The organism is Caballeronia sp. LZ029, assembly GCF_031451275.1.
Taxonomy (GTDB): domain Bacteria; phylum Pseudomonadota; class Gammaproteobacteria; order Burkholderiales; family Burkholderiaceae; genus Caballeronia; species Caballeronia jiangsuensis.
In genome coordinates this window covers 64110-80124 of the sequence record NZ_JARUXO010000093.1, presented here as the reverse complement: position 1 = coordinate 80124, position 16015 = coordinate 64110, and the positions used below count along the sequence as shown (strand labels likewise).

General features: G+C 62.4%; 14 protein-coding genes. 8 read left to right on the top strand and 6 right to left on the bottom strand.

Annotation, left to right across the window (positions count from 1 at the left end):
- Positions 1 to 124: 124 nt before the first annotated feature.
- Positions 125 to 637, bottom strand: coding sequence for a hypothetical protein (locus QCE73_RS34560; protein WP_309885413.1), 513 nt, complete (start codon positions 635 to 637; stop codon positions 125 to 127).
- Positions 634 to 921, bottom strand: coding sequence for a hypothetical protein (locus tag QCE73_RS34555; protein WP_309885412.1), 288 nt, complete (start codon positions 919 to 921; stop codon positions 634 to 636). Before QCE73_RS34555 ends, QCE73_RS34560 begins: the two co-directional genes overlap by 4 nt.
- A gap of 129 nt (positions 922 to 1050) precedes the next feature.
- Between QCE73_RS34555 and QCE73_RS34550 the strand changes: the two genes are divergently transcribed.
- Genes QCE73_RS34550 through QCE73_RS34540 form a run of 3 tightly spaced genes read left to right on the top strand, consistent with a single transcriptional unit; the run spans position 1051 to position 5702 of the window.
- A complete protein-coding gene (locus QCE73_RS34550) occupies positions 1051 to 2787 on the top strand; it encodes an arylsulfatase (protein ID WP_309885411.1) in 1737 nt (578 codons plus the stop codon).
- Positions 2788 to 2837: 50 nt separating this feature from the next.
- Complete coding sequence (locus QCE73_RS34545; RefSeq protein WP_035498387.1) at positions 2838 to 4124, top strand: anaerobic sulfatase maturase; 1287 nt, start codon at positions 2838 to 2840, stop codon at positions 4122 to 4124.
- Between the two features lie 48 nt (positions 4125 to 4172).
- Positions 4173 to 5702, top strand: coding sequence for a transglycosylase SLT domain-containing protein (locus QCE73_RS34540; RefSeq protein WP_404989850.1), 1530 nt, complete (start codon positions 4173 to 4175; stop codon positions 5700 to 5702).
- Positions 5703 to 5753: 51 nt separating this feature from the next.
- On the opposite strand, the gene QCE73_RS34535 is transcribed toward QCE73_RS34540, so the two are convergent.
- A complete protein-coding gene (locus QCE73_RS34535) occupies positions 5754 to 7121 on the bottom strand; it encodes an epoxide hydrolase (protein WP_309885410.1) in 1368 nt (455 codons plus the stop codon).
- Positions 7122 to 7296: 175 nt separating this feature from the next.
- Entirely contained in the window at positions 7297 to 8238 is a 942-nt protein-coding gene (locus QCE73_RS34530; RefSeq protein WP_309885409.1) for a LysR substrate-binding domain-containing protein, read from the bottom strand.
- Between the two features lie 182 nt (positions 8239 to 8420).
- On the opposite strand from QCE73_RS34530, the gene QCE73_RS34525 reads away from it, so the two are divergent.
- Positions 8421 to 9659: a CaiB/BaiF CoA-transferase family protein gene (locus tag QCE73_RS34525; RefSeq protein WP_309885408.1), complete on the top strand. Its 1239-nt coding sequence runs from the start codon at positions 8421 to 8423 to the stop codon at positions 9657 to 9659.
- Between the two features lie 9 nt (positions 9660 to 9668).
- Here QCE73_RS34525 and QCE73_RS34520 read toward each other — a convergent pair whose 3' ends face one another.
- Together QCE73_RS34520 and QCE73_RS34515 are read right to left on the bottom strand one after the other, a co-directional pair.
- Positions 9669 to 10118, bottom strand: coding sequence for a MaoC family dehydratase (locus QCE73_RS34520; RefSeq protein ID WP_309885407.1), 450 nt, complete (start codon positions 10116 to 10118; stop codon positions 9669 to 9671).
- A 124-nt stretch (positions 10119 to 10242) separates the two neighbouring features.
- Positions 10243 to 10938, bottom strand: a complete 696-nt coding sequence (locus QCE73_RS34515; RefSeq protein ID WP_309885406.1) for a TetR/AcrR family transcriptional regulator — start codon at positions 10936 to 10938, stop codon at positions 10243 to 10245.
- A gap of 283 nt (positions 10939 to 11221) precedes the next feature.
- Here QCE73_RS34515 and QCE73_RS34510 point away from each other — a divergent pair, with 283 nt between their 5' ends.
- From QCE73_RS34510 to QCE73_RS34495, 4 genes are read left to right on the top strand one after another with little or no spacing between them, the layout of a single operon-like run.
- A complete protein-coding gene (locus tag QCE73_RS34510; protein WP_309885405.1) occupies positions 11222 to 11986 on the top strand; it encodes an enoyl-CoA hydratase/isomerase family protein in 765 nt (254 codons plus the stop codon).
- 1 nt (position 11987) lies between these two features.
- Complete coding sequence (locus QCE73_RS34505; protein WP_309885404.1) at positions 11988 to 13223, top strand: CoA transferase; 1236 nt, start codon at positions 11988 to 11990, stop codon at positions 13221 to 13223.
- Positions 13213 to 14529, top strand: a complete 1317-nt coding sequence (gene fahA, locus QCE73_RS34500) for a fumarylacetoacetase (RefSeq protein ID WP_309885403.1) — start codon at positions 13213 to 13215, stop codon at positions 14527 to 14529. The genes QCE73_RS34505 and fahA overlap by 11 nt, the downstream gene beginning before the upstream one ends.
- Before the next feature lie 46 nt (positions 14530 to 14575).
- Complete coding sequence (locus tag QCE73_RS34495) at positions 14576 to 15940, top strand: MFS transporter (protein ID WP_309885402.1); 1365 nt, start codon at positions 14576 to 14578, stop codon at positions 15938 to 15940.
- Positions 15941 to 16015: the final 75 nt, after the last annotated feature.

Here is a 16015-nt window from a genome sequence, read left to right as displayed (position 1 = left end):
TGCGTCGAAACGCATCTCGTTCTTTCGCATCGATTGGTATACGTAAATATATGAAGGACGGCTCCAAACGCAACACGCGGCTGGAGATTTTTTCGATTTTTTCACGCGGCGTTGCAGCAATCGTTCAGTCGCGATGAGGAGGGAGGGGGCCGAAGAAGATTGCCTTGAGTCGATCCTGGCCGAATGCGCGGCCGAGTTCCGCGATCATGCAATAGTTGAATATCAGGGTGACGAGCAGAATCTGAATGGCCCAGAAGTGCGACCAGTTGATGCCGGCCCACAAGTCGTGATTTGCGGCGATGAGGTCGGGCGCGTCCTTCCAGAAATCGTACAGGCGCTCGAGGTAATGAACGAAGAGTGCGACGAGCGCATACATCAGCGTCTTCCAGGAGACGTTCCAGATCAGCGGCTTTTCGGGGAAGCGGTTGATGAACGGAAGCATGTCGGCGACGAGCACCGATTTGCCGAGAATGAGCGACGCAAAAAGGACCGATGCCGACGACTCCATCGAAATGCCGGTGCCGCGGATCATCAGTGCGCGGATCAGTGCGACGATATGCAGAATCACAAAGAAGAAGATCGTAGGCGGCAGCGCCTTGATGAGTTCATGTTTGAGTTTTGCTGCGACCGTGCTCATGATTCGAACCTCCCAATGTTTCGTGTCACCGGCGGAGTCGTCGTAATGCAGATGTCCTTGCCGCTGCGAAAGCGATTCGTTGTCAAACGGCGGACCTCGGCAAGTCCGCGAATACCACTCCGTTCATGCTGACCCTTCTCGCGTTCATCGCGGATATCGACAGACCGATAGGCGGAATGATCCACGTCGAGCCCCGAGATATGACAAGGCTTATAACTTCTCTTGAACAGTAAAATAACGCGGATAAAAGGCAGTGCGAAATGGGTGACGGTCGCTTCGCTCACGGCGTCTGTCGCGCTGGAATCGTCTGAACGAAAATAATTCTTGCCAACCGCCCGTGGAAGGGATATCGCTTCGACGTGCACGTGTCAGCTATTGTTTGGCCCTCTCGCGGACGTTCGTGCGGTACGCGGGTGATCAGCTTCCATGTGTCGTGCGTCGGTCGACAATCTAGGGGGAAGAAAATGAACCTTGGAGCTTGTTTCACGTCGGTGGCAAGACCGTTGGTGCGCGCACCTTTCGCCTTCGCGGCGGCCGGCTTGCTGAGCCTCGCCATCACTGGACACGCGCAGACCAGTTCGCAGCAGCCAACAAAACCCAACATCATATTGATCGTTGGAGACGATGTTGGCTGGGGTGATCTTGGCGTCTATGGTGGCGGCGAAGGACGTGGGATTCCGACGCCGAATCTCGACAGAATGGCCGACGAAGGCATGACCTTCTTCGACTTCTACGGACAACCAAGCTGCACGCCGGGCCGTGCCGCCCTTCAGACCGGACGCAATCCGAATCGAAGCGGCATGACAACGGTCGCGTTTCAGGGCCAGGGCGGTGGGCTTCCGCATGCCGAGTGGACCGTGGCGTCCGTCTTGAAGCTTGCCAACTACAAGACCTATTTCACGGGCAAATGGCACCTGGGCGAAGCAGATTACGCGCTACCCAACGCTCAGGGTTACGACGACATGAAGTATGTCGGCCTGTATCACCTGAACGCCTATACCTACGCCGATCCAAAATGGTTTCCGGAAATGGATCAGCAAACCCGCGACATGTTCACGAAGGCGACGACGGGCATGCTTTCCGGGAAGGCCGGTGAGAAGGCTCATGAAGACTTCAAGCTGAACGGTCAGTACCAGAATGAGCCGGACAAACGCATCGTCGGCATCCCGTTCGTCGATCGCTACATCGAGAAAGCCGCGCTCGACGATATAGACGAGGCTGCGCAAAGCGGCCAGCCGTTCTTCGTCAATGTGAACTTCATGAAGGTTCACCAACCCAACATGCCCGATCCCGACTACATCGGCAAATCGCTGGCGAAGTCCAAGTATGCGGACTCGCTCGTCGAACTCGATGCACGGGTTGGCCGCATACTCGACAAGTTGCGCGAGAAGGGCCTGGACAAGAACACGCTCGTCTTGTTCACGACCGATAACGGCGCCTGGCAGGACGTCTATCCGGACGCCGGCTATACCCCGTTCAGAGGCACGAAAGGAACCGATCGCGAGGGCGGCGCGCGCGTGCCGGCCATCGCCTGGTGGCCGGGCAAGATCAAGCCTCACTCACGAAACTACGACATTCTGGGCGGTCTCGACTGCATGGCGACGTTCGCCGCATTGGCGGGAGTCGACCTGCCGAAGAACGATCGCGAAGGCAAGCCGATCATCTTCGACAGCTACGACATGTCGCCCGTGCTTTTCGGCACAGGCAAGAGCAAGCGCACTGCATGGTTCTATTTCACCGAGAACGAATTGACGCCGGGTGCGGTGCGAGTCGGCCAGTTCAAGGCGGTGTTCAACCTGCGCGGCGACGCAGGTGTGAAGACCGGTGGACTGGCGGTGGACTCGAACCTTGGCTGGAAGGGCCCCGAGAGCTACGTCGCGACAGTGCCGCAGGTGTTCGATCTGTACCAGGACCCGCAGGAGCGCTACGACATCTTCATGAACAACTATACCGAGCACACCTGGACGCTTCCGGCGTTGAGCGGCGCGGTGAAAGAGGAGATGAAGACCTACGTGAAATATCCGCCGCGTAAGGCGCAGAGCGAAGCGTACGCAGGCCCGATCACGCTCAGTCAATACGAGCGGCTGAAGTTCGTGCGCGACGAATTGGAGAAGAATGGGTTCAGCATCCCGATGCCGACCGGGAACTGACGTGTCCGGAGTATCCGGATCATGTTGCGACTGAACCAGCAGGAGTCGAGATGGATGAGATCAGCGGCAGACCATCTGTGCAGCCGATTTTCTTTCACGGGACGCGACCGCTCGCGCCCGAACCGGCCGCGCCAGCGCAGAAGGGACGATTCCATACGATGGCCAAAGCCATTGGCTCGACATGCAACATCGACTGTACCTACTGCTATTACCTGCACAAGGAACACCTGCTCGATCAGCGTCGCGGCCGGCGGATGGAAGTGTCGATGCTGGAACGCTACATCCGCCAGTACATCGAGGCGCAAAACGGCGACGAGATCATCTTCTCGTGGCAGGGCGGTGAGCCGACGATGCTCGGCGTCGATTTCTTCCGCGATATCGTCGAAATTCAGAAGAAGCATGCCCCGGCCGGGCGTCACATTTCGAACGATCTTCAGACGAACGCGACCCTGCTGGACGACGAATGGTGCAGGTTTCTGAAGGAGCATGATTTTCTGGTTGGCGTCAGTATCGACGGGCCACGTGAGCTGCATGACGCGTTCCGCCGCGATCGCAGGGGCCAGCCTACCTTCGACAAGGTGATGGAGGGCATTGGCTATTTGAGGAAACACGGCGTGAAGTTCAACACGCTCACGGTCGTCAACCGCATCAACGCCAAAAAGCCTCTCGACGTATACCGCTTCCTGCGTAATGAATTGGATTCCCGATACATCCAGTTCATCCCGTGCGTGGAACCGAAGGACTTTCGCAGCGTTGCCCCTCAGCATTGGCCGCCCGACGCGATGCCGATGCTGGGAAGCAGCGCCGCCCGACCGGGAAACGCGGACTCGGTCGTGACGGACTGGTCGGTCGATCCCGACGACTGGGGTTACTTCCTGTCTCGAACGTTCGACGAATGGCATAGAAAAGACGTTGGCCGCGTGCTGGTGAACCTGTTCGAGACGGCTGTCGTGCAGACGATGGGGCGTCCCGCGCAGACGTGTGTGACCGCCGAATTCTGTGGCAAGGCGCTTGCGATCGAACATGACGGCGAAGTCTATGCCTGCGATCACTATGTGTACCCGGCCTTTTCGCTCGGCAATATCCGGACGACGCATCTGGGCGAGATGGCGTTCTCGCCACAGCAGCAACGCTTCGGCTACGCGAAACGGGATTCTCTTCCTGAATACTGCCGTCAGTGCAGGCACCTGAAGGTGTGCTGGGGAGAATGTCCCAAGAATCGGTTTGTCTGCAGCCCGGATGGTCAAGCCGGATTGAACTACCTTTGCAGCGGCATCAAGCGCTTTCACGATCACGCGGGGCCTGCGCTCAGGCAACTTGCGAGGCAATGCGCGTGAGGGATCGCGTCGCTCATGGAGCGACGAGGACGCACGGGGAGACTGGATATGCTTCACTGCAGATTGTCGATCTGGGCAATGGCGCTATGCATTTCGGTCGCGTCCACGGGTTTGCAGGCCGCAGAGCCGGCCGCGCCCGCATCGGTGCCGGCAGCCGCCAGCGCGCTTCCTAAATCTTCCGCCCCGCCTGCGGAGCCGAAGGGTGATGCCCGGCAACTGAGCCTCACGAACAAGCCCTGGACGGGCGACTTCGATGCCATGCTCGACCGGCGCATGATCCGCTTTCTGGTGCCGTACAGCCGTACCCTCTACTTCGTCGACAAGGGACGCGAGCGCGGGCTTGCTGCCGAACTGGCGCGCGACTTCGAACGCTATGTCAACAAGAAGTATGCGGCCCGGTTGAACAAGCGGCCGCTCACGGTCTATCTCATTCCGACGACGCGTGACAAGCTGCTGTCGTCGCTCAATGATGGGCTAGGCGACATCTCTGCGGGCAATCTGACCGCAACCGACGAGCGCCTGAAAATCGTCGATTTCATCGCGCCGCGCGATCGCAAGCCTGTGCGCGAGCTCGTAATCACCGGACCGAACGCGCCGCCACTGGCCAAGCTCGACGATCTCGCGGGCAAGGAAGTCTTCGCGCGACGGTCGTCGAGCTACTACGAGAGCCTGAATGCGCTCAACGAGCGCTTTAAGAAGGAAGGCAAGGCGCCGATACGAATCACGCCGCTGCCGGAAGCGCTCGAAGACGAAGACGAGATGGAGATGCTCAACGCCGGACTGCTGGGCATTGTCGTGGTTGACGACTGGAAGGCACATCTCTGGGCTCAGGTGTTGCCGCGTATCAAGGTGCATGAAGATCTCTCCGTTAGCGGCGAAGGCTATCCGGGATGGGCGATACGCAAGAACAGCCCGCAACTTCAGGAGGCGCTCAACGACTTCTACATCAACTTCGTGAAGAAGCAGGGCGTGTACGAGTACCGTCTCGCGCAGTACATGAAGAAGATCAAGCAGATCCGCAACAACGCCGGTGACGCCGAACAAAAACGCTTCCAGCAGACGCTGGAACTGTTCCAGAAGTACGGCACGCAATACGGCTTCGATCCTTTGATGCTCGCTGCGCAGGGCTTCCAGGAATCGCAACTGAATCAGCAGGCGCGCAGCCATGTAGGCGCAATCGGTGTGATGCAGCTCATGCCGGCGACGGGCAAGCAGATGGCGGTGGGGAGCATCTCAGTGACGGAAGCGAACATCCATGCCGGCGCGAAGTACATGGATCAGCTGATGACGAAGTACTTCAAGGACGCGAAGTTCAGCGAGACCGACCGTCCGTTGTTTGCGTTCGCGAGCTATAACGCGGGTCCGGGCAACATCGCGAAGATGCGTCAGCTCGCCGTGCAGCGCGGCCTCGATCCCGACAAGTGGTTCAACAACGTCGAGATCGTCGTGGCCGAGAAGATCGGCATCGAAACGACCACCTATGTACGCAACATCTACAAATACTATGCGGCGTACAGGCTGATCGTCGATGCACAATCCGCGCGCGAGAAGGCGATGGAGGGGCTGAAAACGCAGTGAACAGTGGAACCGGAAGCGCCGGGTCAACCTGGGACAGCCGCAATCCAGAAATCAACTGGTCGATGAGCGCAGCGACCTCAACCCCGCACGGACTTCCGCGGCGAAGAGATCCGGCTGTTCCCACGCCGCAAAGTGGCCGCCCTTGTCGAGCCGGTTGTACCAGATGAGGTTGTGATACGCGCGTTCCGTCCAGCTTCGCGGCGCCTGATAGTTTTCGCGCGGGAATACGCTGACCGCAGCGGGCACCGATACGTCCGCCGCGCCGACGAAGTTGAAGTGCGATTCCCAGTAGAAACGCGCGGCCGAGACGCCGGTGTTCGTCAGCCAGTAGAGCGTGATGTCGTCGAGCACGTCGTCGCGCGTCATCGCTCCTGACGGTTCGCCATTGACGGTGCGCCCGAACACCGCCGACGTCAGCGCTGCCGCGGGTTGCACGTAACCGTCGCCGTGATCGAGCAGCCAGCCCGCAAGACCGATGGGCGAATCCGCGATACCGTACAGCGTCTGCGGGCGCGTGCCCATTTCCAGCGCGTATGCGCGACGCTTCCTCGCGGCGCTGGCGAGCTGGTCGTATGCGTGCTTCTCTTCGTCGTTGAGCCCCGCGGGCGGCGGATCGCCGGCTTGCAGCGCCTTGGCGATATCGGCGGGAACGGTCGCCGGGAAGTTGACATGGATGCCGAGCAATTCGGGCGGCGCCTGCTTGCCCATCACGTTCGCGACGACACCGCCCAGATCGCCGCCTTGCGCCGCGAATTTCTCGTAGCCGAGCCGCTTCATGAGCGTCACCCAGGCGCGTGCGGTGCGTTCGGGGCCCCAGCCGGTTTGCGTCGGCTTGCCCGAGAATCCATAGCCGGGCAGGGACGGAATGACCAGATGAAAGGCATCCGATGCACTCGCGCCGTGTGCGGTTGGATTGGTCAGCGGATCGATGATCTTGAACTGCTCGATCACCGACCCGGGCCATCCATGCGTCACGATGAGCGGCATTGCGTTCTCATGCTGCGAACGAACGTGGATGAAGTGAATATCCAGTCCATCGATCTCGGTCACGAAATTCGTATAACCGTTCAGTTTCGCCTCGACCTTGCGCCAGTCGTAATCCGTGACCCAATGACGCGCAAGCTCTTGCATCATCGCGAGCGGCACGCCTTGAGAATCGTCGGATACGGTTTCGCGTTCGGGCCATCGCGTCGCTCTGATACGGCGACGCAGATCGGACAGTTGCGCCTCGGGTACGTGCACACGAAGCGGACGAATTCCGTTGTTGTCGCCGTTAGCTGCCTTCGCGACTGAAACGCTGGACGGATTCGCCTCGGCAAAAGCGAGCCGGCTCAGCGACACCGCCGCGACACCGGCCGCTGCGGCTTCAACGAAGCGGCGGCGTGCGGGAGAAGGAGGGAGACTTGCGTTGTCTAACATGAGAACTCCTGATGAAAATCAAACGAGCCGGGAATGCATCGCGAATATTGAAGCGTGCGAACGTATCCCGCACGTGTCGAAAGCGAAGCGTTGTGTCAGCGCGCGTATCTGCGCGGGCCGCAGATACGTTGCGATACAAGTCCCTGTTCGTCGCAACCGGGTTCATCGGATACATTCATCTGCGGACCTCCATCATCGGCTTCTCCGCGATCGCTTTGGTCGTTTCCCCATGCCGCGCCGCCTCCCGCGCGATCCATTCGCGAAAGGCGAGCAGCGCGGGATTGTGAGACTTGCTTTCCGGAACGATGAGGTAGTACGAGCGACCGCTCGGCATTTCATGCGCCGCGATCTGCACAAGCAGGCCGCGGCGCAACTCGTCTTCGATGATCAGACGTGGAATGAGCGCGATGCCCATGCCGTGAACGGCCGCTTCCGTGAGCATGGAGAAGAGCTCGAAGCGCGGCCCTGTCATGTCGCCATCGACCGACATGCCGCGCGAGGCGAACCATTCGCGCCACGCATACGGACGCGTGCTCTGTTGCAGTAGTGTATGGCGTCGCCAGTCGGCGATCGTCAGCTTCTTGCGCGGCGCGATGAGATGCGGACTGCACACCGCGATCAGCGTCTCCTGCATGAGCCACTCGCCCTCCGTTCCCGGCCACGGCGCGACGCCCGGATGGATCGCCGCATCGAACTCCGTTTCGGCGAAAAGGAACGGCCGTGTGCGCGAAGCGAGATTGATCGTGATGTCCGGATGCTCGTCGACAAAGCTCGGCAACCGGGGAAGGAGCCACTTCGTCGCGAAGGTCGGCACGACCGCGAGTTCGAGCGCGCCGCCGTGGCCTCGCTTGGCCATCAACTCCAGCGTGTCGCGCTCGGCTTCATCGAGCAGCGCCGTCACCTTGCGGCTATAGGCCAGCCCCGCCTCAGTGAGCGCGACGCCGCGCCGGTCCCGGCGAAAGAGCCTGAGTCCGAGGAAGTCTTCGAGCGACGCGATTTGCCGGCATATCGCGCTTTGCGTCACCGCGAGTTCGTCGGCGGCCTTGGTGAAGCTCTGATGGCGCGCCGCCGTTTCGAACGCGGAGAGCGCAGCGGTGGAAGGGATCTTTCGACGCATGATGACGGCTCGACAGGTGTTCGTTCAATTGTGCGATCTTCGCACAGGTCCATGAGAACAAGTCGTTTGCTGTGCGTGCGCGATCCCTTTAAATTGCCAGCAGGACTTCCGATCGGCTGCACGTGGATTGCGATTTCCGCACAGATCGGAAGCGCGACCCGATGACACTCGACATAACCCTTATGAATCCATCCTTGCAAGAAGGCGCGCTCGAAGGGTTGCGCGTTCTCGATCTTTCCCGCGTGCTCGCCGGTCCCTGGGCCGGTCAGTTGCTCGCGGATCTCGGCGCGGACGTGATCAAGGTAGAGCGTCCGCAAAGCGGCGACGATACGCGCGCCTGGGGACCGCCCTGGCTTGCCGACGCCGATGGAGAGCCGACGGGCGAATCGGCGTACTATCTCGCCGCGAATCGCAACAAGCGTTCCGTGACGGTCGATCTTGGTCGGCCAGAGGGACAGGCGCTGATCCGCCGGCTCGCCGACAAGGCCGATGTGCTCATCGAGAACTTCAAGGTCGGCGGCCTCGCCCAATACGGGCTGGATTACGCGAGCCTCAGCGAGGTGAATCCGCGCCTCGTCTATTGCTCGATCACGGGCTTCGGACAGACCGGCCCCTATGCCGCGCGGGCGGGTTACGACTTCCTGATGCAGGGCATGGGCGGGCTGATGAGCCTCACCGGCCGCGTCGATGGCACCGCCGGAGAAGGGCCGCTGAAAGTGGGCGTCGCGCTCACGGACATCATGACCGGTCTTTACGCGACCGTGGCGATCCAGGCGGCGTTGGCGCATCGCGCCCGCACGGGCAAGGGGCAGCACATCGACCTTGCATTGCTGGACGTGCAGATCGCGTGCCTCGCGAATCAGGCTTCCAATTATCTGATCGGCGGCGTGGTGCCGGAGCGCATGGGCAACGCGCATCCGAGTATCGTGCCGTATCAGGATTTTCCCACCGCCGATGGTTACATGATCATCGCGGTCGGCAACGACGGCCAGTTCGCCCGATGCTGCGAAGCGCTCGGCAGACCCGAGTGGAGCCGCGACGATCGCTTTGCGCGCAATCCGCAACGCGTCGCGCACCGTGACACGTTGATCGCGCTGATGCGTGACATCACGCGGAACCGCACGACGAGCGAATGGATCGGCATCATGGAGGCGGCGGGCGTGCCGTGCGGGCCGGTCAACAGCATCGACAAGGTATTCGCGGACGCGCATGTGCAATCGCGCGAGATGCGCATCGAGATGACGCATCCGTTATCGGAGACCGTGCCGCTGGTCGCGAATCCGATCCGGCTGTCCGAATCGCCCGTGCAATACCGTCACGTTCCGCCGACGCTCGGCGCGCATACCGACGAGGTTCTCGACGCCTGGCTGGCCATGTCCGGTGCGGAGGTCGAAACGCTTCGCCGCAACGGCGTCATCTAGACCGCTCGATCAGGCATCGCGCGCCTTCACGAGCAGTTTCGATACGAGGCGCTGTACGACTTCGCCGGAGTCGTCCATCGTTTCGGACATCACGGTCGCGATGCCTTGCGATGGCTTCGATCTCGATCGCTGCACGTCCTGCACGGTGCTCACGACCCGCAGCACATCGCCGGGGCGCACCGGCCTGACCCATGCAAGTTCCACGCTCATGCCGACGATGCCGCCCGCGAGCGGCAATCCGCCCGATACGAGTAGACGCATCGTGAGCGCCGCGGTATGCCAGCCGCTCGCGGCGAGACCGCGAAACACGGACGCCTTCGCGGCGGCTTCGTCGAGATGGAATGGCTGCGGATCGAATTCCGATGCGAAGCGCCGAATGTCTCCCTCGCTCACCAGGAACTCCGGCGATTCGAACTGCATGCCCGCTTTCAGGTCGTCCAGATAAAGAGGTTCGGTCATCGCGTGTGCTCCGGATTGCGCAGCGAGTGGCGTGCTTCTTGTCAAACCGCGCTCACGATCATAATATGCGCATATCAACATATGGGCAAGACGGAGTGCGTGATGCGGAAGAAGGTGCGCCGCGTCACGCTTTCGACGCTGCGGCGCGGGTGTCGCCGTTCATCGCGGGAAGCTGATCGAGCATGTTTTCGAGGTGCGTGGGGCCCGCCGCGACCGCGCTCAGGAACATGCCGATCGAGAAGTGAATCATGTGATCGATCTCCACCGGACGATCGGAGCGCGGCACGCGATCGGAAAGAATGAGCGTGGCGAGCCCGTGTTCGATGCTCCACGCCGCATGCGTCACGAGCGTCAGCGTGCTTTCGGGCCAGCCGTTTTCGAGCGCGGCCCGTTCGACCGACGATGCGAACAGCCTGAACGAAATCGAGCCTTCCTCCGTGAGTTCGGGATGCAAGTCGCGCGCGACGATGCGCGGTCCGACCATCAGATCGAACAATCCCTTGTGGCTCTGCGCGAATTCGACATACACGCGCAGCATGCGATACGCGATGGTCATCGCGGTATCGTCGGTGCCGAGGATTGCGCGACGCATGGCGGCGAGGTCCCGCCAGCCGTCGGCCGCGATCGCCGCGAGCAATCCTTCCTTGCCGGCGAAGTGCCGGGACGGCGCCGCTTCCGAAACGCCGACCGCGCGGGCGAGGTAGCGCAGGCTCAACTCGTGCGCGCCGACATCCTCGAGCGCGCGCCGGCCTTCGGCGATCAGGGCTTCACGCAAGTTTCCGTGGTGGTAGGGCACATCGGCGGAGGGTTTCGGGCTCACGATTCGGCGGCATCTCGGTTAGAGGTGGGAAGGAATTATAGGTGTGAGGCTTCGCTGCCGGCAACGTGCGGCAAGCGCGCGGGAATCGCGGGATTACCCTGATTTTCTTCAAAGTTAACACTGTTATCATCACTTCCAGTTCGAGCCGGTTAACGCAGACGCGGCGCCAGTTCATCGGATGTCGTGCTTTATCGGCGAGGCGATCATTCGTAATCCTATTGGAAATTGGGATCGTTTATTTCGTTCGTCTGACGTGAAGTCGGACTCACATGCGGGAAGACAAATGAGCACGGTCGTGTTTGAAAAGGACGGTATGGTCGGCGTCGTCACGATGTCGAAGCCACCACATAATCTGATCGAGGATGCATTCCTCAAGGATCTGCTCGCGGCCTACGGCAAGGCGGTGGAGTCGGGATGCCGGGCGATTCTGTTGCGCAGCGGCATGCGCCATTTTTGCGCCGGCGCGGACGTCGCGGGCTTCGCCAACGGCGGCCGTCGGCGCGATCAGGCCAGCCTCGACGCGCTGCTCGATGCACTCGAGAACGTGCCGCTTCCTTCCGTTGCCGCGGTTCATGGCGGCGCGCTCGGCGGCGGCTTCGAACTCGCCCTGACTTGCGACATGATCGTCGCAGCCGACACCGCCTTCTTCGGCATGGCCGAAGCCTCGCTCGGCCTGCTGCCGCTCCTGGGCGGCGTGCAGCGAGTCGTGCAGCGCGTCGGGCCGGCGCGCGCGAAGGAAATGGCGATGTTCGGACGCCGCCACGATCCCGCGGCGCTCGAACGCTGGGGCGTCGTCAACCTCGTCGCGGCGGAAGCGGAGCTGGCGGCCGTTTCGATGTCGTGGGCGCGGCAACTGGCTTGCGGCCCAACCGTCGCGCTACGCGGCATCAAGACGCTGGCGAATCTGTCGGCGCGGCACGGCATCGCGGGCGCGGACGCGCAGCAGACCGACGTGAACAACATGATGTGGGCGAGCGCGGATCAAAAGCGCGGACTCGCCGCGTTTGCCAAAACCGGCCCCGGTTCGGCCGTCTTCGAGGGGAACTGATATGGTCGCGCCTCTCGACGGATTGAAGGTCATCGACTTCACGCGGGTTCTCGCGGGCCCGCTGTGCACCAAGACGCTGCGCGACCTGGGCGCCGAAGTCACCAAGATCGAGCCGCCCGGCGGCGATTCGGGACGCGGCGGCGTGCCGCACATCGGCACGATGTCGGTCTATTACGCGCAGCAGAACGCGGGCAAGCGCAATCTCAGCCTCGACCTCAACTGGCCCGAAGCGCGCGCGATCGTGATCGACCTGTGCCGCGAAGCGGATGTCATCGTCGAAAACTTCCGGCCGGGCACGCTGGCGCGCTTCGGCCTCGGTTACGAGCAGGTGCGCGAGTTCAATCCGGCCGTCGTCTATGTGTCGATGAGCGGCTACGGGCAATCGGGCCCGTGGCGCAACCGGCCGGCGTTCGCGCCGACGGTGCAAGCGGAAACCGGCCTCACCGACATCCTGCGCGAGCACTACGGCCATGCGCCCGACGCGCTCATGAACGACGCGTGCAGCCACGCGGACGTCTACACCGGCCTGCATGGCGCGATCGCCGTGCTCGCCGCGCTCGCGCAGCGCGATCGCACGGGCGAAGGGCAGCATGTCGACGTGTCGATGGCCGCGACCATGCTCGCCGTCAACGAGCGCGCCGGCGCGCAACTCGCGGGCGTCGACACGAACGGCGAGCCGCCTGCGCTGAGCGCGCCGGAATCGCATATCTTCATGCTGCCCGACGGACGTCAGGTGACGATCGCGGCAAGCCCGATCTATTCGCCGATGTTCGTGCGTTTCTGCTCGATGATGCGCCGCACGGACCTCTTGGGCGATCCGCATTTCGCGAGCGCAACGCTGCGCCGTCAGAACCTCGAAGCGCTCCTCGCCGAAGTGCGCGCGTGGATTCTCACCTTCAACGATCTCGACGAGCTTCAGGCGCAGGTCAGCGAGCAGGGACTGGCGATCGGCGTGGTGCGCAGCACGCGCGAGCTGGCCGAGTCCGAATGGGCCGCCGACTGGGGCGCGATCGTCAATGTCGACGATCGCACGGGCGGCACGATGCGCATGCCGGGGCCGCCCTGGCGCTTCAGCGGCGCGACCTTGCCGCAGCCGGGCATTCCGGCGTTTCAGGGCGAACACAACATCGAGCTGCTCATGGAGCGCAACATCGACCCGGCGATGATCCACGAACTCAGGCAGCGCAAGATCCTGCTGAGCCGCAAGAGCCTGCGCGGTGATTTCGATGAAGTCTGACCATACGCACGACATCGATGCGAGAAGCTGGCTCGCCTCGGCCAACGACCCGGCCACGCCTTTTCCATTGCAGAACCTGCCGTTCGGCGTGTTCCGGCGCGCGGGGACGAACGAGGCGTTTCGCGGCGGCGTCGCGCTGGGCGATCAGGTGATCGATCTCGGCGCGTTGAGCGAAGCGGGCGCGTTCTCGGGGCTTGCGGCCGATGCCGCGCGTGCCTGCGCGCAGCCGTCGCTGAACGCGTTCTTCGACATGGGCCCGGACGCGTGGCGTGCGCTTCGCCATGCGCTCTTCGCGTGGTTCGACGCACGCCGCGAAGGCGCGATTTCCGGCCAAGACTGTCTCGTGCCGCAAGCCGGCGTGGAACACGGCATCCCCGCGCATATCGGCGATTACACGGACTTCTATACGTCGATCGATCACGCGCGCAACATCGTGAAGCTGCTGCGTCCGGACGGAACGGTGTCGCCGAATTTTCAGTGGATGCCCGTTGCGTATCACGGGCGCGTGTCGAGCATCGGGCTTTCCGGGCAGAACGTTCGACGGCCCTGCGGCCAACGCATGGCGGCGGGTGCGCGCGTGCCCGATGTCGGGCCGTCCACGCGGCTCGATTACGAGCTGGAACTGGGCATCGTCATCGGCGTCGGCAACGGGCAGGGCGAGCGTATTTCCGTCGCTTCGGCCGAGGATCACGTGTTCGGCCTGTGTCTGCTCAACGACTGGTCCGCGCGCGATATCCAGGCGTGGGAATCCACACCGCTCGGACCGTTTCTCGCGAAGAGTTTCGCGACGACCTTATCGCCGTGGATCGTCACGATGGACGCGCTCGCGCCGTATCGCACCGCCTGGACGCGACCGGCCGACGATCCGCAGCCGCTTGCGTATCTGTCGGCGCCGGCGCTTGGAGAAAGCGGCGCGATCGATATCCGGCTGGACGTCGCGCTCGAAACTGCGATGCATCGCCGGGACGCCATGCCGCCGACGCGCCTTTCGCGCACGAGCTTCCGTCACCAATACTGGACGCTCGCGCAGATGGTCGCGCATCACACGATCGCGGGCTGCAATCTGCGCAGCGGCGATCTGCTCGGAAGCGGAACGATATCGGGTCCATCGCGCGACGAGGCGGGCGCGCTGATCGAGCTGACGCAGGCAGGCCACGCGCCGATACGCCTGCCGACCGGCGAGACGCGCGCATTCCTCGAAGACGGCGATACCGTCGTGATGAGCGGATGGTGCGAGCGTCCCGGTTACGCGCGCATCGGCTTCGGCGAGAACCGCGCGGAAGTGCTGCCGGCGAAATGGGACTGACCGGCTCCGGATGACGAGACGGCCCTGCAAATCAGGAGATAAATCGATGAACGCGGTATTCGAAACAGACGCGCCGCTCGCCGGCAAGGATGCGGACCGGGCTTTGCGCGATGCCTATCGCGCCACGGAATGGCGCATCATGCCCATTCTCTTCGTGCTATGGCTGCTCGCGTGGGTGGATCGCGCGAACGTCGCCTTTGCGAAGCTCCAGATGCTGTCGGACCTGCGCTTCAGTGAAACCGTGTACGGCCTCGGAGCGGGTTTGTTCTTTCTCGGCTACGTGGTGTTCGGCGTGCCGAGCTCGATGATCCAGCAACGCGTGGGCGCGCGCACGACCATATCGGCGATTGCGCTTGGCTGGGGCGTGACCAGCGTCGCGATGATGTTCGTTCACAACACGGCCACGTTCTATGTGCTGCGTTTTCTGCTCGGCGCGTTCGAAGCGGGCTTCTATCCGGGCGTGATTCTGTACATGAATCAGTGGTTCCCGTCGAAGCGGCGCACGCGCAACTTCAGCATCTTCCATTCCGCGGCGATCTGTTCGACCGTGGCGGTCGGCCTGACCGGCGGCTTCGTGCTGGAGCACATGAGCGGCCTTTTCAACATCGCCGGCTGGCGATGGATGTTCCTGCTCCAGGCGGTGCCCACGGTGCTGATGGGATGCATCGCGTTCGCCGTGCTGACGGATGGACCGGGCAGTGCGCGCTGGCTGTCGCCGCAGCAACGGCGTCTCGTGCAGGCCGACCTCGAACGCGATCGTGGCGACGCGCCTCCGGCTACCGATCGCGCCGGCTCGTTGCTCGCGAATCCGCTCGTGTGGATGCTGTCCGCCGCGTACTTCTGCATCCTGACGGCGAACTCGGCGCTCAGCTTTTTCATCCCGACGATCCTTCACGAAGCGGGCTTCGGCGGCTACAGCGCGATCGGCAATGCGATCGCGGCGATCTGCGTGCTCGGCGCGCTCGGCAACATCGCGCTCTCGACGTTCGCGAGCCGTTACCGCGATGTCCGGGGATATTGCGCGATCGCGTCGCTGATCAGCGTCGCGAGTCTGCTGGTGCTCGTTTTCGTGTGGCATAGCAGCCGGTCGATCACGTTCGCCACGCTGGTGCTCGGGCTCGCCGGTACGGGCGCGGGCATCTCGCTGTTCTGGCAGATTCCGGGACGCTACCTGCACGGCAACGCGATGGCGCTCGGCGTGCCGTTCATCAGCTCGGTCGCGAATCTCGCTGGCTTTCTGACGCCCTGGCTCACGGGCTATGTACGCGACGTGTCTGGCAGCTATACGAGCGGATTCGTGACCGCCGCCGTGGTTCAGTCGCTTGCCGCGATCGTGCTCGTTGTTGGCGTGCCGATTGCCGCCCGCAGACGGAACATGCGCGCCGCGACGCGCGGACACGAACCCGCCTGATTCATCGGCAAGGTCGTTCTTCGAAGGAACGACTCGATGAAAAATAATTAGACATACGAAACAATGGAGATTGGA